This window comes from Thermomonas brevis (assembly GCF_014395425.1).
In the GTDB taxonomy this organism is placed as follows: domain Bacteria; phylum Pseudomonadota; class Gammaproteobacteria; order Xanthomonadales; family Xanthomonadaceae; genus Thermomonas; species Thermomonas brevis.
Map to the genome: position 1 here is coordinate 1,384,889 of NZ_CP060711.1, position 21,372 is coordinate 1,406,260.

Annotated in this window: 17 protein-coding genes; 6 read left to right on the forward strand and 11 right to left on the reverse strand. The window is 71.8% G+C overall.

What is annotated here, in order from left to right; translation table 11 throughout:
* Window positions 1-12: 12 nt before the first annotated feature.
* Window positions 13-3,078 carry an efflux RND transporter permease subunit gene (locus tag H9L17_RS06465; protein WP_246455202.1) on the reverse strand — a complete coding sequence of 1,022 codons (3,066 nt, stop codon included), beginning with the start codon at window positions 3,076-3,078 and terminating at the stop codon, window positions 13-15.
* Between the two features lie 63 nt (window positions 3,079-3,141).
* Window positions 3,142-4,215 carry an efflux RND transporter periplasmic adaptor subunit gene (locus tag H9L17_RS06470; RefSeq protein WP_425507407.1) on the reverse strand — a complete coding sequence of 358 codons (1,074 nt, stop codon included), beginning with the start codon at window positions 4,213-4,215 and terminating at the stop codon, window positions 3,142-3,144.
* A gap of 79 nt (window positions 4,216-4,294) precedes the next feature.
* On the opposite strand from H9L17_RS06470, the gene H9L17_RS06475 reads away from it, so the two are divergent.
* The 3 genes from H9L17_RS06475 to H9L17_RS06485 all read left to right on the forward strand — a co-directional run bounded on the left by H9L17_RS06475 (window position 4,295) and on the right by H9L17_RS06485 (window position 7,132).
* Window positions 4,295-4,939, forward strand: a complete 645-nt coding sequence (locus H9L17_RS06475; protein WP_187571513.1) for a TetR/AcrR family transcriptional regulator — start codon at window positions 4,295-4,297, stop codon at window positions 4,937-4,939.
* Between the two features lie 165 nt (window positions 4,940-5,104).
* A complete protein-coding gene (locus tag H9L17_RS06480; RefSeq protein ID WP_187571514.1) occupies window positions 5,105-5,758 on the forward strand; it encodes a protein-L-isoaspartate O-methyltransferase family protein in 654 nt (217 codons plus the stop codon).
* 18 nt (window positions 5,759-5,776) lie between these two features.
* Window positions 5,777-7,132 carry a TolC family outer membrane protein gene (locus H9L17_RS06485; RefSeq protein ID WP_187571515.1) on the forward strand — a complete coding sequence of 452 codons (1,356 nt, stop codon included), beginning with the start codon at window positions 5,777-5,779 and terminating at the stop codon, window positions 7,130-7,132.
* 157 nt (window positions 7,133-7,289) lie between these two features.
* Here the strand turns inward: H9L17_RS06485 and waaA are convergent, their stop codons facing one another.
* Window positions 7,290-8,579, reverse strand: a complete 1,290-nt coding sequence (gene waaA / locus H9L17_RS06490; RefSeq protein ID WP_187571516.1) for a lipid IV(A) 3-deoxy-D-manno-octulosonic acid transferase — start codon at window positions 8,577-8,579, stop codon at window positions 7,290-7,292.
* 167 nt (window positions 8,580-8,746) lie between these two features.
* On the opposite strand from waaA, the gene lpxL reads away from it, so the two are divergent.
* A complete protein-coding gene (lpxL, locus tag H9L17_RS06495) occupies window positions 8,747-9,685 on the forward strand; it encodes an LpxL/LpxP family Kdo(2)-lipid IV(A) lauroyl/palmitoleoyl acyltransferase (protein ID WP_484600458.1) in 939 nt (312 codons plus the stop codon).
* Here lpxL and H9L17_RS06500 read toward each other — a convergent pair.
* The 6 genes from H9L17_RS06500 to H9L17_RS06525 form a co-directional block, all read right to left on the reverse strand.
* Window positions 9,676-11,001, reverse strand: coding sequence for an O-antigen ligase family protein (locus tag H9L17_RS06500; RefSeq protein ID WP_187571517.1), 1,326 nt, complete (start codon window positions 10,999-11,001; stop codon window positions 9,676-9,678). The genes lpxL and H9L17_RS06500 overlap by 10 nt on opposite strands.
* Window positions 10,998-12,104, reverse strand: a complete 1,107-nt coding sequence (locus H9L17_RS06505; protein WP_187571518.1) for a glycosyltransferase — start codon at window positions 12,102-12,104, stop codon at window positions 10,998-11,000. The genes H9L17_RS06500 and H9L17_RS06505 overlap by 4 nt, the downstream gene beginning before the upstream one ends.
* A 16-nt stretch (window positions 12,105-12,120) precedes the next feature.
* Complete coding sequence (locus H9L17_RS06510; RefSeq protein ID WP_187571519.1) at window positions 12,121-12,324, reverse strand: zinc-finger domain-containing protein; 204 nt, start codon at window positions 12,322-12,324, stop codon at window positions 12,121-12,123.
* Between the two features lie 193 nt (window positions 12,325-12,517).
* Window positions 12,518-13,225 carry a pirin family protein gene (locus tag H9L17_RS06515; RefSeq protein ID WP_187571520.1) on the reverse strand — a complete coding sequence of 236 codons (708 nt, stop codon included), beginning with the start codon at window positions 13,223-13,225 and terminating at the stop codon, window positions 12,518-12,520.
* A 4-nt stretch (window positions 13,226-13,229) separates the two neighbouring features.
* Window positions 13,230-13,937 (reverse strand): YceI family protein, encoded by a 708-nt coding sequence (locus H9L17_RS06520; RefSeq protein WP_187571521.1) that lies wholly within the window; start codon window positions 13,935-13,937, stop codon window positions 13,230-13,232.
* A gap of 35 nt (window positions 13,938-13,972) precedes the next feature.
* Window positions 13,973-14,563 carry a malonic semialdehyde reductase gene (locus H9L17_RS06525; protein ID WP_187571522.1) on the reverse strand — a complete coding sequence of 197 codons (591 nt, stop codon included), beginning with the start codon at window positions 14,561-14,563 and terminating at the stop codon, window positions 13,973-13,975.
* 85 nt (window positions 14,564-14,648) lie between these two features.
* Here H9L17_RS06525 and H9L17_RS06530 point away from each other — a divergent pair, with 85 nt between their 5' ends.
* Complete coding sequence (locus H9L17_RS06530) at window positions 14,649-15,632, forward strand: mitochondrial fission ELM1 family protein (protein ID WP_187571523.1); 984 nt, start codon at window positions 14,649-14,651, stop codon at window positions 15,630-15,632.
* Between the two features lie 232 nt (window positions 15,633-15,864).
* Here the strand turns inward: H9L17_RS06530 and glnE are convergent, their stop codons facing one another.
* Window positions 15,865-18,681 (reverse strand): bifunctional [glutamate--ammonia ligase]-adenylyl-L-tyrosine phosphorylase/[glutamate--ammonia-ligase] adenylyltransferase, encoded by a 2,817-nt coding sequence (gene glnE, locus H9L17_RS06535; RefSeq protein ID WP_187571524.1) that lies wholly within the window; start codon window positions 18,679-18,681, stop codon window positions 15,865-15,867.
* A gap of 44 nt (window positions 18,682-18,725) precedes the next feature.
* On the opposite strand from glnE, the gene H9L17_RS06540 reads away from it, so the two are divergent.
* Window positions 18,726-20,213, forward strand: a complete 1,488-nt coding sequence (locus H9L17_RS06540) for an AAA family ATPase (RefSeq protein WP_187571525.1) — start codon at window positions 18,726-18,728, stop codon at window positions 20,211-20,213.
* Between the two features lie 13 nt (window positions 20,214-20,226).
* Here H9L17_RS06540 and H9L17_RS06545 read toward each other — a convergent pair whose 3' ends face one another.
* On the reverse strand, window positions 20,227-21,360 hold the full coding sequence (locus tag H9L17_RS06545) for a WD40 repeat domain-containing protein (protein ID WP_187571526.1): 1,134 nt from the start codon (window positions 21,358-21,360) through the stop codon (window positions 20,227-20,229).
* Window positions 21,361-21,372 lie beyond the last annotated feature (12 nt).

Here is a 21,372-nt window from a genome sequence, read left to right on the forward strand (position 1 = left end):
CGGGCCGGAACGTCAGCCGCGCGCCTCGTCCTCGCGCACCCGGAACCACGCCGCGTACAGCGCCGGCAGGAAGAACAGGGTGAGCAGGGTCGCCACGGTCAGGCCGCCCATGATCGCCACCGCCATCGAACCGTAGAAGGCGCTGCGCGACAGCGGGATCATCGCCAGGATCGCCGCCAGCGCGGTCAGCACGATGGGCCGGAAGCGGCGCACGGTGGCATCGACAATGGCGTGCCAACGGTCGTGACCGGCGTCGATGTCCTGCTGGATCTGGTCGACCAGGATGACCGAGTTGCGCATCACCATGCCGGCCAGGGCAATGGTGCCCAGCATCGCCACGAAGCCGAACGGCACCCGGAACAGCAGCAGCGCCGCGACCACGCCGATCAGCCCCAGCGGCGCGGTCAGCAGCACCAGCGCGGTGCGCGGGAAGCTGCGCAGCTGCAGCATCAGCAGCGCGGTCACCACCAGCACGAACAGCGGCATGCCGGCCTTGATCGAGTTCTGCCCGCGCGCGGAGTCCTCCACCGTGCCGCCGGTTTCCAGCAGGTAGCCCTCCGGCAGCGAGGCGCGGATGTCGTCCAGCGTCGGCAGGATCTGCGCTACCACCGTGGGCGGGGTCAGCGCGTCGGTGCGGAGGTCGGCGCGCACCGTCACCGTGGGCAGGCGGTCGCGGTGCCAGATGATGCCGTCCTCGAAGCCGTAGTCCAGCGTGGCGATCTGCGCCAGCGGCACGCTGCCGTTCGGCGTCGGCACGGCGAGGCTGCCGAGCAGGTCGGGCCGCGCGCGCTCGTCGGCGGTGCCGCGCAGCAGGATCTCGATCAGCTCGTTGTCCTCGCGGTAGGTGCTCACCGGCAGGCCCGACAGCGAGCCGGACAGGAAGTGCGCCAGCTGCGCGCTGCTCACGCCCAGGGCGCGGGCGCGATCCTGGTCGATGCGCAGGCGCACCACCTTGCTCGGCTCGCTCCAGTCCAGGTTGACGTTGGTGACGTTGGCGTTCGCACGCACCTTGTCCGCGACGCGGCGGGCGATGGCCTGCACCTGCCCGATGTCCTCGCCCGACACGCGCAGCTGCACCGGATAGCCCACCGGCGGGCCATTCTCCAGCCGGGTCACGCGGAACTGGATCTCCGGGAACTGCGGCGCGACCTCCTCGATCAGCCAGCGCCGCGTCGCCTCGCGCGCGTCCATGTCCTTCGCCAGCACCACGAACTGGCTGAAGTTCGCCGCCGGCAATTGCTGATCCAGCGGCAGGTAGAAGCGCGGCGAGCCGGTGCCGACGTAGGCGACGAAGTTGTCAATGTCCTTGCGCGACTTCAGCAGCGCTTCGAGCTTTTTCGCCTGCGCGTCGGTGGCGCGCAGCGAACTGCCTTCGGCCAGTTCCAGATCGACCATCAGTTCGGGCCGTACCGAATCCGGGAAGAACTGCTGCGGCACGAACCGGAACAGCGCGATCGACGCCGCGAACGCCAGCACCGTCGCGCCGATCACCAGCCAGCGGTGGCGCAGGCAGGAGTCCAGCCAGCCGCGCAGGCGGCGGTAGAACGCGCTGGCGTAGGGATCGTGCGCGGCCTCGCCGGCCGGCGCCGCCGGCGCGCCGCCGAAGCGCTGGCGCAGGCGCTGCATCAGGGTCGGCCGCAAGTGCGCGTCGTGCAGGTCCGGCAGCATCTTGTCGCCCAGCCACGGGATGAACAACACCGCCGCCACCCACGACACGCACAGCGCGATCGTCACCACTTGGAACAGCGAGCGCGTGTATTCGCCGGTGCTCGACGCGGCGGTGGCGATCGGCAGGAAGCCGGCCGCGGTCACCAGCGTGCCGGTGAGCATCGGGAACGCGGTCGACTCCCAGGCGAAGCTCGCCGCCTTCAGCCGCGAGTAGCCTTGCTCCATCTTGATCGCCATCATCTCCACCGCGATGATCGCGTCGTCCACCAGCAGGCCCAGCGCCAGCACCAGCGCGCCCAGCGAAATCTTGTGCAGGCCGATGTCGAAGAAGTGCATGACCGCGAAGGTCATCGCCAGCACCAGCGGGATGCTGACCGCGACCACCAGGCCGGTGCGCAGGCCCAGCGAGAAGAAGCTGACCAGCAGCACGATGGCGACCGCCTCCGCCAGCACGCGCACGAATTCGCCCACGGCGTCGTGCACGGTCTGCGGCTGGTCGGACACCTTGCGCAGCTGCATGCCCGCCGGCAACGTCTTCTGCAGGCGCAGGAACTCGCTTTCCAGCGTCTGGCCGAGACGGATGATGTCGCCGCCGTCGCGCATCGCCACCGCGATGCCGAGCGCGTCCTGGCCCATGAAGCGCATCTTCGGCGCGGCCGGATCGGCGAAGCCGCGCGCCACGCTGGCGATGTCGCCCAGCCGCACGGTGCGCTCGCCGGCGCGGATCGGGAACGCGCGGATCTGCTCGACCGAATCGAACTGCCCGTCCACGCGCAGGCGCACGCGGTCGCTGCCGGTCTCGAAGAAACCGGCCTGCGCCACCGCGTTCTGCTCGTCCAGCGCCTGCTTCACCGCCGATAGCGGGATGCCGAGCGTGGCGAGCTTGGTGTTGGACAGCTCGATCCAGATCTTCTCGTCCTGCAGGCCGATCAGTTCGACCTTGCCGACGTCCGGCACACGCTGCAATTCGAGCTGGATGCGGTCGGCGTAGTCCTTCATCAGCGCGTAGTCGAAACCGGGCGCGGTCAGGGCGTAGATGTTGCCGAAGGTGTCGCCGAACTCGTCGTTGAAGAACGGGCCGATGGCCTCGGCCGGCAGCGTCGCGCGAATGTCGCCGACCTTCTTGCGCACCTGGTACCAGAGTTCCGGCACGTCCTTCGACGGCATCGAATCGCGCGCCATCACGATCACCTGCGATTCGCCGGGCCGCGAATACGAACGCACGAACTCGTACTTGCCGGTGCCCATCACCGCCTTCTCGACGCGCTCGGTGACCTGCTTGGACACCTGCTCCGCCGTCGCGCCCGGCCACAGCGTGCGCACCACCATCGCCTTGAAGGTGAACGGCGGATCTTCGGACTGCCCGAGCTGGCGGTACGACCACGCGCCAGCCAGCGCCAGCACGATCATCGCGAACAGCACCAGCGCGCGGTTGCGCAGCGCCCATTCGGAAAGGTTGAAGCGGCCCACGGCTCAGCGCGCCCCGACCGCGACCGGGCGGTTGCGCCGGTCCACCGGCGCGACCTTCTCGCCCTCGCGCAGCAGGTGCCCGCCGGCGGCCACCACCCATTCGCCGGCCTTCACGCCGTCCAGCACCGGCACGCTGTCCTCGCCGTAGCCGCCCAGCTTCACCGCGCGCTGGCGCGCCGTGCCGGCGGCATCGACCACCCACACCGCGGTGGCGCCGCCGTCGTCGCGCTGCACCGCTGCCAGCGGCAGGCGCAGGCCGCCGCCGGCCGCATCGGCCACGAACACGCGCGCGCTCTGGCCGAGCCCGACCTCCGCCGCCAGCGCGCCGTCCAGCGCGACGCGCGCGGCGTAGGTGCGGGTCTGCGGATCGGCCGCGGCGGCGATCTCGCGGATATGCCCCGGCAGGCGCCGGCCGGGCGCGCTCCACAGTTCGACGATGGCCGACTGGCCGGTGCGGAAGTCGCGGATGCGCGCTTCCGGCAGGCCGATCGCCACTTCGCGTCCGCCGTCGGCGGCGAGCAGGAAAATGGGTTGACCGGCCGCCACCACCTGCCCGGCCTCGGCCTGGCGGGCGGCGATCACGCCGTCGCGCGGCGCGCGCAGCCGGGTGTAGGCGGACTGGTTGCGCGCCAGTTCGTATTGCGCGCGCGCCGCGCGGTAGGCGGCCTGCTGCGCGTCGAACGCGGACTGGCTGACCAGCTTCTGCGCCAGCAGCTTGCGGTAGCGCTCCAGGTCGCCGCCGAGGCGGGCCATGTCGGCCTGCGCGGCGCTGGCCTGCAGTTGCGCATCGCCGGGATCGAGTTCGGCCAGCACCTGGCCCTGCTTCACCGGCTGGCCGGCATCGACGAAGCGCTTGCTCAGATTGCCGCCGACGCGGAACGCCAGCGCGCTTTCCTGATGCGCGTGCACTTCGCCGGCGAAGGCTTCGGCGGCCATGTCGGCGGCGGCGCCGGGCTGCACCACCAGCACCTTGCGCGCCGCTTCCGGCGCCTGCGTCGCGCCGCCACAGCCGACCAGCGCCAATGCCATCGCCAGCACCGGCAGCGCGTCGCGCAGCCTCTTTCCGCCCTGCTCCATGCCCGCTCCGTCGGCCTGCGCCATAATTGAACTGCCCGGTATGGTATAATTACGAAACTTCGCAGTCCAGTATCAAGGCATGACCCGCACCACCCCCGCCAGCAAGCCCGCCGGTCCCGGCCGCCCGAAGGATCTCGCCAAGCGCGCGGCGATCCTGGAAGCGGCCAAGCGCCTGTTCGTCCTGCAGGGGTTCGACGGCGTCAGCATGGACCAGATCGCGGCCGAGGCCGGCGTGTCCAAGCTCACCGTGTACAGCCACTTCGGCGACAAGGACAGCCTGTTCGCCGACGCAGTGCGCGCGCACTGCGAGCAGGGCATGCCGACCCGGCTGTTCGAGCCCGACCCCGACGTGCCGCTGCGCGAACGCCTGACCGACATCGCCGAGGCGTTCTTCGCGATGGTCATGACGCCCGAGGCGATCGCCGGGCACCGCATCCTGTGCTCGCCGCAGATCGCCACCAGCCACATGCCGGCGATGTTCTGGGAAGCCGGCCCGCAGCGCGTGCAGGACGCGTTCACCGCGCTGCTGCAGCGGCGCATCGCCGCCGGCGAGCTGGAGATCGACGATCCCGTGCGCGCCGCCGGCCACTTCTTCACCCTGCTCAAGGGCGAGCCGCACGCGCAGGCCGTGTTCGGCTACTGCTGCAGCGGCCGCCACGACACGCCGCACGCGCACATCGCCAGCGTCGTCGACCTGTTCCTGCGCGCCTATGCGAAGCGCTGACGCCCTGCGGCCCGCCGTTCCGTCGCCTGAACGGCAGTCGGCCCTGCCCTTGGTCGCGGTGACTTCCGGCACTGCGTGCTGGTGTACCGGTACGGCCAGACTGCCCGCCAGATCGGGAACCGCCGGCACTACAATGCACGGTTCCCCGCAACGGATTTTCCCCGCATGAGCATCGACTTCGCCCTCGCCCGCGAGAACATGGTGGAACAGCAGGTCCGTCCCTGGGACGTGCTGGACGTGCGCGTGCTGGACACCCTCGCCCGCCTGCCGCGCGACGCCTTCGTGGCCGACGCGCTGCGCAGCCTGGCCTATGCCGACACCGCGCTGCCGATCGGCCACGGCGAGACGATGATGAAGCCGGTGCTGGAAGGCCGCGCGCTGCAGGCGCTGCTGCCGACCGAAGCGGAAAGCGTGCTGGAGATCGGCGCGGGCAACGGCTACCTGACCGCCTGCCTCGCCCGGCTGTCGCGCGAGACGGTGGGCATCGAGCGCCACGCCGACCTGGCCGAGGCCGCGCAGACGCGGCTGGCGGCGCAGGGAATCAATAACGCCACCGTGCAGGCCGCCGACGCGTTCGCCTGGAACCCGGGCCGCGGCTTCGACGTGATCTGCGTCAGCGGCGCGATGGCGGCGATCCCGGCGCGCTTCGTCGAATGGCTCAATCCGGGCGGCCGCATGTTCGTGGTGCACGGCCGCTCGCCGGCGATGGAAGCGGCGCTGGTGCACCGCACTGTCAACGGCACCCGCGTCGAATCGTTGTTCGAAACCGACCTTCCCTATCTCGCGGGCGCCGAGCCGGTGCCCGCCTTCACCCTGTAAGCCGCCAAGGACTCCCCCATGTCGCTTCGCCCGCTCGCCCTTGCCCTCGCCGTCGCCCTGCTGCCCGCCGCGGCCCAAGCGGACGACCTGCTCCAGAGCTACCAGAACGCGCGCAGCAGCGACCCGCAATTCGCGGCCGCCGAATCGAACCGCGCCATCGCCGCCGAGCGCCCGGTGCAGGCGCGCGCATCGCTGCTGCCGCAGGTGAACGGCACCGTCGGCTACGACCTCGCCAATCGCGGCGACACCGATGGCGACGGCCAGAGCGACGGCACGGCCCGCAGCGCCTCGTGGCGGGTCGGTGCGCAGCAGTCGATCTTCGATTACGGCAACTTCACCGCGCTGCGCGCCGCCAAGGCGCAGGACCGCGCCGGCGCGTTCGACCTGGAAGCGGCCGGCCACAGCCTCATCACCCGCACGTCCGCCGCCTACTTCAACGTGCTGGTGCAGCTGGAAACGCTGTCCGCCGCCGAAGCCGCGGAAACCGCGCTGAAGAAGCAGTTCGACTTCGCCAGCAAGCGCCTGGAAGTCGGCCTGGCGCCGATCACCGACGTACACGAGGCGCGCGCGCAGTACGACGCGGCCCGCGCGAACTCCATCCTCGCCCGCAACGCCGTGCAGGACGCCTATCAGGCGCTGGTCGAGATCACCGGCACGCCGGTCGCCAACCTCAAGGGCCTGCCGGACGACTTCAAGCCGGCGCTGCCCGAGTCGCGCGACGCAGAAGGCTGGGTCGCCACCGCGCTCGCCGAGAACCCGTCGCTCAAGGCGCAGTCCGCGGACGTGGAGGCGGCCGAAGCCAATGTCGCCACCGCGCGCTCGGGCCATTACCCGACGCTGGGCCTGCAGGCGTCCTACGGCAAGGCCATTCCCGGCCTGTACGACAACCCGGCCTACTTCGGCAACAACGACGCCAACACCAGCGTCGGCATCACCCTGAGCATCCCGATCTTCTCCGGCTTCGCCACCCAGTCCAACGTTCGCAGCTCGCTGGCCCAGCGCGACATCGCGCGCGACCAGCTGGAACAGCAGAAGCGCGCGCTGGAGCGCAACACCCGCAACGCTTATCAGGCCCTGGTGGCCGGCATCAGCGAAGTGGAAGCGCGCCGCTTGGCGCTGGTGTCCGCGCAGAGCGCCTACGACGCCTCGCAGGTCGGCCTGGAAGTCGGCACGCGCACCGTGCTGGACGTGCTGAACAACCAGCGCACCCTGTTCTCCGCGCAGCAGGATTACGCGCAGGCCAAGTACAACTTCCTGCAGAACCGCCTGCTGCTGGAACAGGCCGCGGGCACCCTGGACGTCTCCGATCTCGAAGACGTGAACCGCCTGCTCACCACCAACGAATCGGTCGCCAACGCGATCAGCACGAAGTAAGCCCCGAACAAACCTGCGATACGAAAATCCCCGCGAAAGCGGGGATTTTTCTTTGTGCCTGCGGGCCGTCGCGTCGACTGTCGCCGTGCGTCGACGAAAAGCACTGCGCTGTTTGCCATCGTTGCAGTCGGTGCGCCCCAAGCCCCAAGGCTTGGCGTCATTCCGGCAGCATCGGCTCGATCAACGCCAGCGTCCGCGCCAGCGCGCCGCGCCCGTCCTCCAGCAGCCTCGACGCGTTGTCGGCCATGCGCCGCCGCGCGGACTCGTCGTCGAACAGCGCGCGCAGCGCGTCCGCCAGCGCCGGCGCGTCCGCCACGATCCGCATCGCCTGCGCCTCGCGCAGCCGCCGCGCGATGTCGGCGAAGTTGTGCAGGTGCGGGCCGCTGAGGATCGCGGCGCCGGTCGCGGCCGGCTCCAGCAGGTTGTGCCCGCCGATCGCCTGCAGGCTGCCGCCGACGAAGGCCACCGGCGCGCAGGCGTAGAAGCGCAGCAGTTCGCCCAGGGTGTCGATCACGAACACACCGGTGTCCGCGCGCGGCCAGCCGTCGCCGCTGCGCTTGGCCACGGCGAAGCCGGCGTCGCGCGCGGCCTGCGCCACCGCGCGGAACCGCTCCGGATGACGCGGCGCCCACAGCAGCAGCGCGTCGGGATGGCTGGCGCGCAGTGCGCGGTGCGCTTCCAGCACCGCCGCTTCCTCGCCCTCGTGGGTGCTGGCGGCGATCCAGACCGGGCGCGCCTCGCCCAGCGCCGCGCGGAACCCGGCGACGAAGCCGTCCGCCTCCACCGGCGCCATGTCGAACTTCAGGTTGCCGGCGACGTGCACGCACTCCGGCCGTGCGCCCAGTTCGAGGAAGCGGCGAGCGTCGGCCTTCGACTGCGCCGCCACCAGCCGCACGCTGCCCAGCGCGCGCCGGATCAGCGCGCCCAGCACCCGGTAGCCGCGCAGCGAACGCGCGGACAGCCGTGCGTTGAGGATGTAGGCGGGGATGCCGCGGTCGCGGCAGCCGAACAGCAGGTTCGGCCACAGCTCGGTTTCCACGATCAGCGCCAGCGTCGGCCGGAAGCGGTCGAGGAAGCGGCCCACCGCGCCCGGCAGGTCGTAGGGCAGGTAGACGTGGGCGACCGCGTCGCCCCACAGCGCGCGCACCCGCTCGGAACCGGTGGGGGTGATCGTGGTGACCACCAGCCGCAGGTCGGGGCGCTGCGCGAGCAGCCGGTTCACCAGCGGCGCGGCGGCGTTGACCTCGCCCACCGACACCGCGTGCAGCCACAGCGGCGCGCCCGGCGCACCGGCCGGATAGCTGGCGTAGCGTTCGTCCCAGCGCTGGAAGTAGGCGCGCTGGCGGAAGCCGCGCCAGATCAGGTGGTACAGGGTGACCGGCACGAGCAGGTACAGCGCGGCCGAATACAGGCCGCGCAGCACACGCTCTGTGAGATCGGCCCGCATGCGCACAGGATAGCCATGGCGGAGATTCCGCGCGCGCCGTATTGCCGCATTCGCGTCCGCGAATGTCCCCCGATGCCGTCCTGCGGCCGGCATCTCCTCCTTGATTCCGCAGACGCGAACGCGGCAACACGGCCCAGGCTCCACGGCTCAGCGCCCGGCATTGCGGGTTGAAGCGGCGGCGCCCGGTAGAATCCCCGCATGGCTTCGACTCCCCCGATCGCCCGTCGTTCGCCCCGCGCCACTGGCCGGCGTGGCTGGGCGTGGGCGCGTGCATGGCGCTGGCGCGGCTGCCATGGGGCTTGCAGCGCCGGCTCGGCGCGGGCGTCGGTTGGCTGGCGCTGCGGCTGCTGCCGGACCGCCGCGAGGCCGCGCGCACCAACCTGGCGCTGTGCCTGCCGCAGCTGGACGAGGCCGCGCGCGAGGCGCTGCTGCGCGCCAACTTCCGCGACCTCGGCATCGGCCTGTTCGAATTCGCCCGCGCCTGGTGGGGCGACGCCGCGCCGATGCGCGCCACCGCCTCCATCGAGGGGCTGGACACGCTCAAGCGGCTGCAGGCCGAGGGCCGCGGCGTGCTGCTGGTGTCCGGCCATTTCATGACCCTGGAGATGTGCGGGCGGCTGCTGTGCGACCACGTGCCGCTGGCCGGCATGTACCGCAAGCACCGCAGCCCGGTGATGGAATGGGCGGTGCTGCGCGGACGGCTGCGCTACGCCTGCGCGATGTTCGCCAACAGCGACACCCGCGCGGCGATCCGCCACCTCAAGCGCGGCGGCGTGCTGTGGTACGCGCCGGACCAGGACATGCGCGGCAAGGACACGGTGTTCGCGCCGTTCTTCGGCATCCCGGCCGCCACCATCACCGCCACCCATCAGTTTTCGCGGATGACCGGCTGCGCGGTGGTGCCGTTCTTCCATCGACGCGAGGGCGGGCGCTACGTGCTGCGCGTCGGCGAGCCGCTGGCGCCCTTCCCCACCGACGATGCGGTGGCCGACACCGCCGCCGTCAACGCCGCCATCGAGGCGATGGTGCGCGAGGCGCCGTCGCAGTACCTGTGGCTGCATCGGCGCTTCAAGCGCCAGCCGGACGGGCGCTCGCGCTACGGCTGAGCCGAAGGCTCGGAAGTCCCGGGCGTGCCCCACAGGCTGCCGGCATACAGCGCCGCCAGCAACAGCAGCACGCTGCCCCAGAACGTCGAATACGCCGCCAGGTGGGTGTTGAACGGGAACACGCTGGCCGCCAACGCCAGCATCGCCGGCCGCGCCCGCTCGCGCGCGGCCTCGTCCGCGTAGCGCCACGCGCGCCACGCCAGCGCCGCGCCGGCCAGCCACAGCAGCAGGCCGATGGCGCCGGTTTCGCTGAGCACCTCCAGCACGATCTGGTGCGCGTGGAAGGCGGCGCCGCTGCCCCAGGCGGCGACCACGCCCGGCTCCGGATCGCAGGCCGGGAACGCCTCGCGGAACGCGCGCGGGCCGACGCCGTTCACCGGATGCTGGCGCACCATGCACAGCGCCGCCGACCAGATCCGGCTGCGGCCCGACAGCGCCTCGTCCACGCCGTCCGGCTGCGCGGTCAGCGCCAGCGTGGTGCGCTGCACGCGCTCGCGCACCTGCGGCGACAGCGCGGTGGCCGCGGCCAGCGCCAGCGCCCCGGCCGCGAATACCATCAACAGCTTGCGCCTGCCCAGCTTGCGCCAGCCCGTCCACAGCAGCACCAGCCCGTAGGTCAGCCACGACGCGCGCGAGCCGGCCAGCAGCACCACCAGCCCGACGGCCGAAGCCGCCAGCAGCCAGCCGGTCGCCCCGGCCCGACGCCATGCCGCCGCCAGCGCGAACGGCGAAAGACTCGCCAGCACGATGCCCAGCTTGAGGTTGCACGGACCCAGCACGCCGGCCAGGCGGTCCGCCGCCGCGGCCTCGCGCGCGGTGCACATGCCATGCCCGCTGATCGCGTGCTTGGCCTGATCCAGCAGCCAGAACAGCGGGCTGGTGCCGGTGGCCGCCTCGATCAGCGCATCGCCCGTCCACACCAGCGCGATCACCGCCAGGCCGCCGAAGGTCTTGCGCCGCCCCTGCTCGCTGGCGACGGCGGCGGCGACCACCCACAGGAACGGCAGGTAGCGCAGATCGATCAATACTTCGCGCAGCGCGCGCGCGTGGTCCTGCGCGTCCACGGCGGAAATCGCCTCGGGCAGCCAGTAGGCGGCGAACAGCACGCAGGTCAGCGCCCACGCCGGCCCGCCGAGCAGCGCGGCGCCGCCGCGGAAGCGGGTGGCGATCAGCTTCCACAGCCCCGCCAGCGCGCCCAGCACCAGCACCGCCTCGGCGATGCCGCGCGCCGGCCACAGCGCGACGAAGGCCAGCACCCACGCCGGCGCCCAGCGCCATCCCGCTACCGGCATCGCCTCGTTCGCCTGCGCGTTCATTCCGTCCCCATCGTCCGATACAGCGCCAACGTGGCGTCCTGCATGGCTTGCAGGGTATAGGGGATCGCCGCCGGTGGCGATGGCGGCGCGGCCAGCAGCCGGCGTGCGCCATGCGCCAGCGCCTGCGCATCGAACGGCGGCACCGCGCCTTCCGGCTGCAGTTCGGCCAGCAGCTCGCCGACGCCGCCGTGCGCCCAGCCCAGCACCGGCCGGCCCACCGACAGCGCCTCCACCACCGTGCGCCCGAATGCCTCCGGCTTGCGCGACAGCTGCAGCACCAGATCGCTGGCGGCGTAGGCCTGGGCGATGGCGGCGGTCGGCGCGGTCATCGCCAGCGCGTCGGCGACGCCGGCGTTGCGCGCCTGAACCGTCAGTTCTTCGATGTAGTCCTCGCGCCCGCCCTGCGCCGCGCCCGGCATCCACAGCCGCGCAGCGACGCCGTCCGCGCGCAGCGTCGCGAGAAGGGCGATGGCATCGGCGTGGCCTTTCAGGCGCGTGCCGCGGCCCGGCAGCAGCAGCAGCGGGCCGTCGCCACCGAGCTGCGGATGCAGCGCCGCGATGCGGTCGCGTGCGGCGCGGTCGGGCCATGGCATGCGCGGGAATGCGGCCGGATCGATGCCGCGCGGGATCACCACCAGCCGCGCCGGATCGGCGTCCGGGTAATGGCGCAATAGGTACCCGCGTACCGTGTTCGACACGCAGATCACCCGCTCGCCGCGCGCCATGATCGCGCTGTAGCGCGACGGCGAGTTCAGCCCGTGCGCGGTGGTGACGAAATGCGGCCTGCCCTCGCCCATGCCGCGCAGCGCGAACCAGGCCAGCCACGCCGGCAGGCGCGAGCGCGCGTGCACGATGTCGGCCTGCGCGAACAGGCGGCGCAAGGTCGGCACATGGCGGAGGCTCAAAAGGGATTTGCGGCCGATGTCGAGCGCGACGTGCTCCGCGCCCAGCGCTTCGAGCTGCGGCAGCAGCCGCCCGCCGGCGGACACGACGATGGCGCGATGGCCGGCGCGCACCAGCGCCTCGGCGATCTCCAGCGTCGAACGCTCCACGCCGCCGGCATCCAGCGCCGGCAGCAGCTGCACCACGGTCAGGCGGCGCATCGTCCGCGCCGGGGGATCAGTCGACGAGGACGTAGTTGGTGCCGCAGTACGGGCACTTGCTGCGCCCGCCGTCTTCCACGATCGACAGATACACGCGCGGATGCTCGTTCCACACCGCCATCGACGGCAGCGGGCAGCTCAGCGGCAGATCGGCGCGGCGCACCTCGTAGGTCTGCTGGGCGAGGGCGGACGACGGAGCGGACGAAGCGGGCTGTGCCATGACGATAGCGGCGCGGTTGCGGAAACGCGGCCAGTTTACCGCGCCCCTGTCGTTCCCGCGTCGCTTTTGCTCGTCATTCCCGCACAGCCTTAATGCTCGTCATTCCCGCGAAGGCGGGAATCCAGCTTTTTAGATCAATGCAGGAAGCCAAGAGCTGGATTCCCGCCTTCGCGGGAATGACGAGCCGTACCAGCTACGTCGGCAGCTCGAACAGCAGCACGTCGCTGGCTTCGGCGATGCCGCGCAGCTCCAGCGTGCCGTCCTCCACGATGAACCCCAGCGCATCGCCGGCCGCGAGCGCGCGCTCGCCCAGCGCGACTTCGCCGGTGGCGACGTGCAGCCAATACCGCCGCGCCGGATCGAGCGTCGCGGCGACCGCATCGCCCGGCAGCAGCCGGGTCGCGCGCAGCGTCGCCTGCTGGCGGATGGCGATGGCACCGTCCGCGCCGTCGGGCGACACCAGCGTCGCCCAGCGCGCGCGCCGCGCGTCCGGCGCGAAATGCTTCTGGTCGTAGGCCGGCGCGTGGTTGAGCCGCTCCGGCTGGATCCAGATCTGCAGGAAGTGCACCGGCGCGGCGTCGGAGCCGTTGTATTCGCTGTGCTCGATGCCGTGGCCGGCGCTCATCCACTGCACGTCGCCGGCGTGGATCACGCCGGCGTTGCCGGCGCTGTCCTTGTGTGCCAGCGCGCCGTCCAGCACCACGCTGACGATCTCCATGTTGGCGTGGCGGTGCGGGGCGAAACCGCCGCCGGGGGCGACGGTGTCGTCGTTGATCACGCGCAGGACGCCGAAGCCCATCCACGCCGGGTCGTAGTAGTGGCCGAAGGAGAACGTGTGCCGGCTGCGCAGCCAGCCCAGGTCCACTTCGCCGCGGGCAGCGGAGGGGCGTTCGACGATCACGGTATCAGCCCTGCGGCGCGGCTTCGGCGGCCGGCGCGTCGGCCAGCGTGCCTTCGGTGGTGATGCGCAGCTGCACGTCGTCGCTGACGTTCGGCGCGTAGGCGCCCACGCCGAAGTCGCTGCGCTTGATGGTGCCGGTGGCGGAGAAGCCGATCGCCTGCTTCTTCAGCATCGGGTGCTCGCCCGCGCCGTTCAGGGTGACGTCCAGGGTGACCGGCTTGGTGATGTCCTTGATGGTGAGGTCGCCGGTGACGGTCAGCTTGTTGGTGCCGGCCGCGGCCACGCTGGTGCTCTTGAAGGTGGCGTTCGGAAACTTGCCGGCGTCGAAGAAGTCGCCGCTCTTCAGGTGCTCGTCGAGCTTGTCGACGAAGGTGTCGATGGCGGCGACCGGGATGCTCACCTGCACGCTGGACTTCGACACGTCGTCCGCGTCCCAGATGAGCGTGCCTTCGCTGATGCCGAACTGCGCGCTGGGCTGCGAGAAGCCGAAGTGCGTCCACTGCACCAGCACGTCGGTGTGCGACGGATCGAGCTGGTAGGTGCCGGCCACCGGCTTGATCGCCTCGGCGGCGGGCGCTTCGGCCGGCGCGGCGGCGGCTTCGGCGGCGGCGGGCGCGGCAGCGGTATTGGCGGCGGGTTCGGCCTGCTTGCCGCAGGCGGCGACGGCGGCGGCGATGGCGAGCGGCAACAGCAGGGTGCGGATCTTGTTCATGGCATGGCTCCGGAAGGGGAAAAAGGAAAGGCGGCTCAGGCGATGCGGCAGGCTTCGTCGAACGGCAGACGCGGCGAGCGCGGGAAGATGCTGGCCGGGTCGCCGTGGCCCAGGTTGACCAGGATGTTGGAACGGATCGGCGTGCCGGCGAAGAATGCCTCGTCCACCTTGGCGTTGTCGAAGCCGGTCATCGGCCCGCAGTCCAGGCCCAGCGAACGCGCGGCCAGGATCAGGTAGGCGGTCTGCAGCGCGCTGCTGCGCATCGCCACCCACGCCAAATTGGCCTCGTCGCGGTGCTCGAACCACGGCTTGGCGTCGGTGTGCGGGAACAGCACCGGCAGCTTGTCGAAGAAGCGCATGTCGTAGCCGACGATGGCCACGGCCGGCGCCGCCATCGTCTTCTTGTAATTGCCCTCGCTCAGCGCCGGGCCGAGCTTGGCCTTGGCCTCCTCCGACTTCACGAACACGATCCGCGCCGGCGTGGTGTTGGCCTCGGTGGGGCCGAACTTCAGCAGGTCGTAGAGCTTGTGCAGGGTCTCGTCCGACACTTCGCCGGTGAAGGCGTTGTAGGTGCGGGCGGTGCGGAACAACTGGTCGAGGGCGGCGTCGGACAGCGGCTGGGACATGGCAATCTCTGTATCGTGTCTGGGCGATGGCGCACAGTGTATAGTTCCACGGGCGCATGTAATGCAGCATATTCGGAACGAATAGATGCCAGTCATGCAACGAAGCTCCGTCTCTTCCACCTTGTCGGGGCTGCGCGCATTGCACGACGGCCGCGCCGGCAACGCGCGCCAGGCGCTGGCGTTGGCGCATGCGCTGGACACCCGCGCCGCGGAAACCGTGCTGGCGCCGCGCGCGCCGTGGCGCTGGTTGGCGCCGCGCCGGCTGCCCGGCGCCGGCGACGCGTTCGGGCCGGCGTTCCGCACCGAACGCGCAACTCCGCCGCTCCTCGCCATCGGCTGCGGCCGGCAGGCCGCGCTGGCGACCCGGCTGCTGCGCGCGCGCGGCAGCAAGGCGGTGCAGATCCTCGATCCGCGCATCGACCCCGCGCATTGGGACGTGGTGGTCGCGCCCGCGCACGACGGCCTGCAAGGCGGCAACGTGGTCGCCACGCTGGGCAGCCTGCATCCGGTCGACGACGACTACCTGCTGTGCGCGATCGCCGCCTTCCCGGCGCTGACCGCGCTGCCGTCCCCGCACAGCGTGCTGCTGGTCGGCGGCCCGACCCGGCACGCGCCGCTGGACGACGCCGGCTTCGAGGCGCTGCTGCAACGGCTGGCCGCACGGGCGCGCGAGGAAGGCGGCAGCTTCAGCGCGATCGCCTCGCGGCGCACGCCGCCCGCATGGCGCGACGCGCTGGGCCGCATCGACGAACGGCTGCCCGGCCTGCGCTGGCGCGACACCGGCGACGGCGCCAATCCCTACGCCGGCCTGCTGGCCTGCGCCGACCGCATCGTCTGCACGCCGGATTCGGTGAACATGCTCAGCGAGGCGGCGGCCACCCGCGCGCCGTTGCACGTCTGGTCGCCGCAATGCGTGCAGGGGCGGCCGCGCGATTTCGTCGACGCCCTGCTCGAACGCGGCCGCGCCCGCGCGCTGGACGAGGCGATGGGCCCGTTCGCGGCCGAACCGCTGCGCGAAACCGCGCGGGTCGCGCAGGAAATCCGGCGGCGCCTGGCGCTGCCACTGTAGGCGCGCGCCGCAAGGGCGCGAGGCTGTTCTCCTTCCCCTTCAAGGGGGTGAAGACGGATTGCTTGCGAGCCACTGGCTCGGCATCCGTCTGAACGCCGGAGCGCTATGCGCGCAGGCCGGAATGGCCGGGACGGGGATGGTGTGGATTGCAATTGCAGCAACATCGCCGAACACCATCCCCAACCAAACCCTTCCCTTGAAGGGGAGGGCTCAACACGCCTCTGCGATGCGCCTACATCGCGGCAGAAGGCGGCGTAACGGAAGCGTCCACGAACCGCAGCCCCTGCGCGCGCACCGCCGCGCCGATCGCCGCGCAGGCGCGCTCGATCCGTTCGTCGCGCGCGGCGCGGCGTGGACGGCGATCGAGGGTGCAGCGCAGCCCCGTGTCCAGCAGGTCGGCATGCGCCTGCACGAGCGCGGCGTGGACGGCCGCGTCGAAGCGGCCCGCCGCCTGCGCGGCGTCGAGCAGGGCGCGGGTGGCGCGCGACGCCAGCAGCTCGCGATGCGCGCCGACATCGCGCAGCACCAGGAACTGCAGCAGGAACTCCAGATCGACCAGCCCGCCCTCGCCCTGCTTGAGGTCGAGCATCGCCGCGTCGCTGCGGTCCAGCTCGGCGCGCATCTTGCGGCGCATCGAGGCCACGTCGTCGATCAGCTTCTGCCCGTCGCGCGGCGCCGACAGCACTTCCGCGCGCAGCGCCTCGAACGCCTCCGCCAGCGACGCGTCGCCGGCGATCGCGCGGGCGCGCACCAGCGCCTGGTGCTCCCACGCCCACGCGCGGTGGCGCTGGTAGTCGGTGAAGCTGGGCAGGCTGGACACCAGCAGGCCCTTGGCGCCGTCCGGGCGCAGCCGCACGTCCACGTCGAACAACCGGCCGGCGCCGGTGCGCACGCCGAGCAGGGCGACGATCTTCTGCCCCAACCGCGCGTACCAGCGCGGCGCGTCCAGCGGGCGCGCGCCGTCGGAATGCGCCTCGGCCGGCGCGTCGAACAGGAACACCAGGTCGAGGTCGGAGCCGAAACCCAGCTCCTCGCCGCCCAGCGTGCCGTAGCCGAGCACGGCGAAGCGGCCGCCGTCGATGCCGCCGTGCGCGGCGCGCAGTTCGTCCTCGGCCAGCCGCAGCACGCAGGCCACCACCGCGTCGGCCAGCCAGGCCAGCCGGCACGCGCAGTCCTGCGCGTCGATGCGGCCGTCCAGCAGGGCCAGCGCGAAGCGGAAGCTCAGCGCCTGCCGCACCTCGTTGAGCGCGTCCAGCGAGGCTTCGGCATCGCCGTCGCGCAGCACCGCCTCGCACTGCGCGCGCATCGAGGCCGCATCCGGCAGCTCGCCGCCGACGCGCACGTCCAGCAGTTCGTCCAGCAGCAGCGGATGCGCGGCCAGCCGTTCACCCAGCAGCGCGCTGCGCGCCAGCGTGTCGGCCAGCCGCGCCAGCGCCGCCGGCTGTTCGTCCAGCAGCGCCAGATAGCTGGCGCGGCGCAGGATGGTGTGCAGCAGCGGCAGCACGCGGCGCAGCACCGCGTCCGGCTGCGCCGATGCGGATGCGTGTTGCAGCAGTGCCGGCAGCACGCGGTCGAGGCGCGCGCGCGCGGCGTCGGACAGGTCGCGCACGCCGGGCGCGCGGGCGAAGTCGCAGAGGCTGGCGTGCAGGTCCGCCGCGTTGTCGAAGCCGGCCGCGTCCAGCTGCGCCACCTCGCCGTGGTCGGGCAGCGCGCGCCAGTACGCCACCAGTTCGTCGCCACCGGTCGCGCGCCGGCGGCGCGGCGCCAGCAGCGCGCCGAACTCCTCCGACACCCGCGCGCGCTGCGCGTCCAGCTCCGCCGCCAGCGCCTCCCAGTCCGCATGGCCCAGCCCGATGGCGATGCGCGTGCGCGCCAGCCCATCCTCCGGCAGCGCGTAGGTCTGCGCATCGGCCAGCATTTGCAGGCGGTTTTCCAGGCGACGCAGGAAACGGTAGGCCGACGCCAGCGCCGACGACGCCTCCGTTTCCATGTGCCCCGCCTGCGCCAGCGCGCGCAGGGTCGCCAGCAGATGGCGGCTGCGCAGCGCCGGCTCGCGCCCGCCGCGGATCAGCTGCAGCGCCTGGGCGAGGAACTCGATCTCGCGGATGCCGCCGGGGCCGCGCTTGATGTCGCCGGCCATGTCCTTGCGCGCCACTTCGGCGGCGATCATCGCCTTCATCGCGCGCAGCCCGTCCAGCGCGCCGTAGTCGAGGTAGCGCCGGTAGACGAACGGCCGCAGCGCGTCGAGCAGGCGCTCGCCGGCATCGATATCGCCCGCCACCGGCCGCGCCTTCTGCCAGGCGTAGCGCTCCCAGTCGCGGCCTTCGCGCTGGAAATACAGCTCCATCGCCGCGAACGAAAGCGCGACGCGCCCGGCGTTGCCGAACGGGCGCAGGCGCAGGTCGACGCGATGGCAGAAGCCATCCGCCGTCACTTCGTCCAGCAGCTTCGCCAGCTGTTGCCCGAGCCGCGCGAAGTAGTCCTGCGCGTGCAGCGCGCGCGCGCCGTCGGATTCGCCCTCGTGTTCGTAGGCGTAGACGAGGTCGATGTCGGAGCTGAAGTTCAGCTCGCGCCCGCCGAGCTTGCCGAGGCCGAACACCACCAGCCGCTGCGGTATGCCATCGGCGTCGCGTACCGTGCCGAAGCGGCGGGCGAAATCGGCTTCCAGCGCCTCCAACGCCAGCCGCAGGCAGGTTTCCGCCAGCGCGCTGCTGCCGGCGAGGATTTCCTCGACCTGCGCGCTCTCCACCACGTCGCGCCAGACCAGCCGCGCGGATTCCGCCTGCCGGTAGCGGCGCAGCAGGCGCGGCCAGTCGCCCTGCGCGTCGGGCTCCAGCAGGGGCGAGGCCAGCGGCGCGCGCGCATCGGTGCGCAACTGCGCCAGCAGTCCCGGCTGCGCGGCCAGCACGTCGATGGCGAAATCGCTGGCGACGGCCAGCCGCGCCACCGCTTCTTCCGCCTCGGCGGGAATGTGGCAGCCTGCCGCGCGCAGGCGCTGCAGGGCGCGTTCGCGGAGGCCGGCCAAGGCCGGCGTGATGTCGTCGCTCATGCGCCGATTGTGGCATCGCCGGCGCGCCGCTATCGTGCACCGCCATGAGCGAACTGCTGGACCTGGCCGCGCTGATCCGCGCGGAAACCCCCTTGCTGGTCATCGAAACGCCCGACGAAGCGCGGGTGCTGGAACTGTTCCGGCAGTCGCTGATGCACGTCTGGCGCGCGCTGTACCGCTGGAGCGTCACCGAGGGCCTGCGCCGGGTCGACCTGGACCGCGAGGACGAAAGCGAACTGGCGCCCGACCTCAGCGCCACCCTCAACGCGATGCGCGACGCCAACCAGCGCGGCATCTACCTGCTGCTGGACGCCACGCCCTACCTCGGCTACGCCAGCTACCAGCGCGCGCTACGCGACGTGATCCAGCGGCGCGGCTGCCAGCCGCACGTGGTGGTGCTGGTGGGCACCAAGGTGGAACTGCCGGAGGCGCTGGAGCCGTTCGCGGCGCGCTTCTCGCTGCGGCTGCCGGACGCCAACGCCCTGCTCAAGCTGGTCAAGGACGAGGCGCGCGACTACGCCGCGCAGAACGGCGGCCGGCGGGTGGAGGCGAACGCCGACGCGGTGCGGCAGATCGTCCGCAACCTGCACGGCCTGACCTCGACCGACGCCCGCCGCATCGCCCGCCACCTGATCTGGCGCGACGGCGCGCTGGACTTCGACGACCTGCCGGAGCTGGCGCGGCTGAAGTTCGAGCTGCTCAACAAGAGCGGCCACCTGCACTACGAATACGACACCGCACGCTTCGCCGACGTGGGCGGCGCTACGCGCCTGAAGCGCTGGGTGGAACAGCGCCGCCCGGCCTTCGTGCAGGACCCGCCGCCGGCCGGGCTGCCTCCCCCGCGCGGCATGTTGCTGCTCGGCGTGCAGGGTTGCGGGAAGTCGCTGCTGGCGAAGGCGGTGGCCGGCGGCTTCGGCGTGCCGCTGGTGCGGCTGGACTTCGGCACCCTGTACGACAAATACCAAGGAGAAACCGAGAAGAACCTGCGCGAGGCGCTGGCCTCGACCGAACAACTCGCGCCCTGCGTGCTGTGGATCGACGAGATCGAAAAGGCGCTCGCCACCGACGGCGGCGAGACCGATGGCGGGCTGTCGCGCCGCGTGCTCGGCTACCTGCTGACCTGGATGGCCGAGCGCAGCGCGCGCGTGTTCATGGTCGCCACCGCCAACCAGGTGCAGCAGCTGCCGGCGGAGCTGCTGCGCAAGGGCCGCTTCGACGAGTTGTTCTTCGTCGACCTACCCGACCCCGCCACTCGCGCGGAGATCTTCGCCCTGCACCTCGACCGGCGCGCGCTGCCGCGCGAGGCCATCGACCTGTCGGCGCTGGCCGCCGCGGCGGACGGCTATTCCGGCGCGGAGATCGAGCAGGTCATCGTCAGCGCGCTGTACGCCGCGCACGCCACCGGCGCCACGCTGGACACGCACCTGCTGATGCAGGCGATCCGCGATACCCGCCCGCTGTCGGTGCTGATGGCCGAACAGGTGCAGGCGCTGCGCGACTGGGCGCTGCCGCGCACCGTGCCGGCGGACTGAAGCCGGCGTCGCGCTAGCGCGGCGCCGACCACGGCACGTCGTCCTGCTGGTCCAGGTAGCGGATGCGGGTGGCTCGGCCGTATTGCAGCACCAGCCCCTCGCGCGCCTCCGGCAGCAGCACCGCGGTGGGATGACTGGTGTTCGCCTTGTACAGCCACGACACGCCGCTGCGCAGGTCAACCAGTTCGATCTTGCCCTCGACCCGCGCGGTGCCGCCGGCCACGCCGGCCAGCACCAGCCAATCCTCGCCGTGGGTATGGGTGGCGTGGTGCGCGGCGATCAGCGAACTGGAATACACGTGCTCGCGCCGCCAACTGGCGACGTCCCAGCGCACGGTTTCATGCTGGTGCCCGCGGTACAGCGCCGGCACGTCGTCGCCCAGCGCCTCCGTACGCGCCGGCGAATACTGCACGGTCACCAGCTTGCTGCCGCCATCGAGCAACTTCACCGCCAGGATGTTCCTGCGCGGGCCGCGCGCGTGCGGCGCATGCGTGCCGACGACCTCCAGCCGCGCGCCGCCCTCCGACTCGCGATGCAGCCGCAGCAGGACGATCAACCCCTTGTCGGTGCCGGCCGCGATCAGGCCGGAGTTCTTGTCCCAGTCGATGGCGGTGATGCCGCCGTCCGCCTGCAGCTCCAGCGGCGCGCCGACCAGCGCGCGCCGCGCATGGTCGTAGATGCGTAGTTCGTCGTAACTGGCGAGCAGGTACAGCCCGCGCACCGGCGTCGCGGACACCGCGCCCGGCAGCCAGTCGTCCTCGCGGAAGGCGTGCAGCAGTTCGCCGGTGCGCGCGTTCCAGACCTTCGGCCCGTTCTCGCGCTCGACGATTTCGCCGAAGTCGACGTTCCCGGACGCCGAATTGGTGATGACGATGCCGTCCTCCGGGCCGAAGGCGATGCCCTGCACGCGCAGCGCATGCGCCTGCCGCGCGATCCGCGCATCGGTCTTGCGCGCGTCCCACAGCTCCAGCCGGCCGGAATCGCGACCCACCGCCAGCAGCTTCATCTCCGGCGAATACGCCGCCGCCCAGGCGTCGTCGTCCAGCCCGCGATTCGCGTCCACGAAGGACTGGGTGAAGTCCTTGTTCACGCCCGAACACGCGGCCAGCGCGAGCGACAGCAGCAGCAATCCACAGCGACGCAACATGGTGCCCATCCC

Coding starts and splice junctions, on each gene's coding strand:
- H9L17_RS06540 (WP_187571525.1), top strand. CDS start 18,726: ATGAGCGAACTGCTGGACCTGGCCGCGCTGATCCGCGCGGAAACCCCC.
- H9L17_RS06520 (WP_187571521.1), bottom strand. CDS start 13,937: ATGAACAAGATCCGCACCCTGCTGTTGCCGCTCGCCATCGCCGCCGCC.
- glnE (WP_187571524.1), bottom strand. CDS start 18,681: ATGAGCGACGACATCACGCCGGCCTTGGCCGGCCTCCGCGAACGCGCC.
- H9L17_RS06475 (WP_187571513.1), top strand. CDS start 4,295: ATGACCCGCACCACCCCCGCCAGCAAGCCCGCCGGTCCCGGCCGCCCG.
- H9L17_RS06530 (WP_187571523.1), top strand. CDS start 14,649: ATGCCAGTCATGCAACGAAGCTCCGTCTCTTCCACCTTGTCGGGGCTG.
- H9L17_RS06480 (WP_187571514.1), top strand. CDS start 5,105: ATGAGCATCGACTTCGCCCTCGCCCGCGAGAACATGGTGGAACAGCAG.
- H9L17_RS06465 (WP_246455202.1), bottom strand. CDS start 3,078: ATGATCGTGCTGGCGCTGGCTGGCGCGTGGTCGTACCGCCAGCTCGGG.
- H9L17_RS06525 (WP_187571522.1), bottom strand. CDS start 14,563: ATGTCCCAGCCGCTGTCCGACGCCGCCCTCGACCAGTTGTTCCGCACC.
- H9L17_RS06505 (WP_187571518.1), bottom strand. CDS start 12,104: ATGCGCCGCCTGACCGTGGTGCAGCTGCTGCCGGCGCTGGATGCCGGC.
- H9L17_RS06485 (WP_187571515.1), top strand. CDS start 5,777: ATGTCGCTTCGCCCGCTCGCCCTTGCCCTCGCCGTCGCCCTGCTGCCC.
- H9L17_RS06510 (WP_187571519.1), bottom strand. CDS start 12,324: ATGGCACAGCCCGCTTCGTCCGCTCCGTCGTCCGCCCTCGCCCAGCAG.
- H9L17_RS06500 (WP_187571517.1), bottom strand. CDS start 11,001: ATGAACGCGCAGGCGAACGAGGCGATGCCGGTAGCGGGATGGCGCTGG.
- H9L17_RS06470 (WP_425507407.1), bottom strand. CDS start 4,215: ATGGAGCAGGGCGGAAAGAGGCTGCGCGACGCGCTGCCGGTGCTGGCG.
- H9L17_RS06545 (WP_187571526.1), bottom strand. CDS start 21,360: ATGTTGCGTCGCTGTGGATTGCTGCTGCTGTCGCTCGCGCTGGCCGCG.
- waaA (WP_187571516.1), bottom strand. CDS start 8,579: ATGCGGGCCGATCTCACAGAGCGTGTGCTGCGCGGCCTGTATTCGGCC.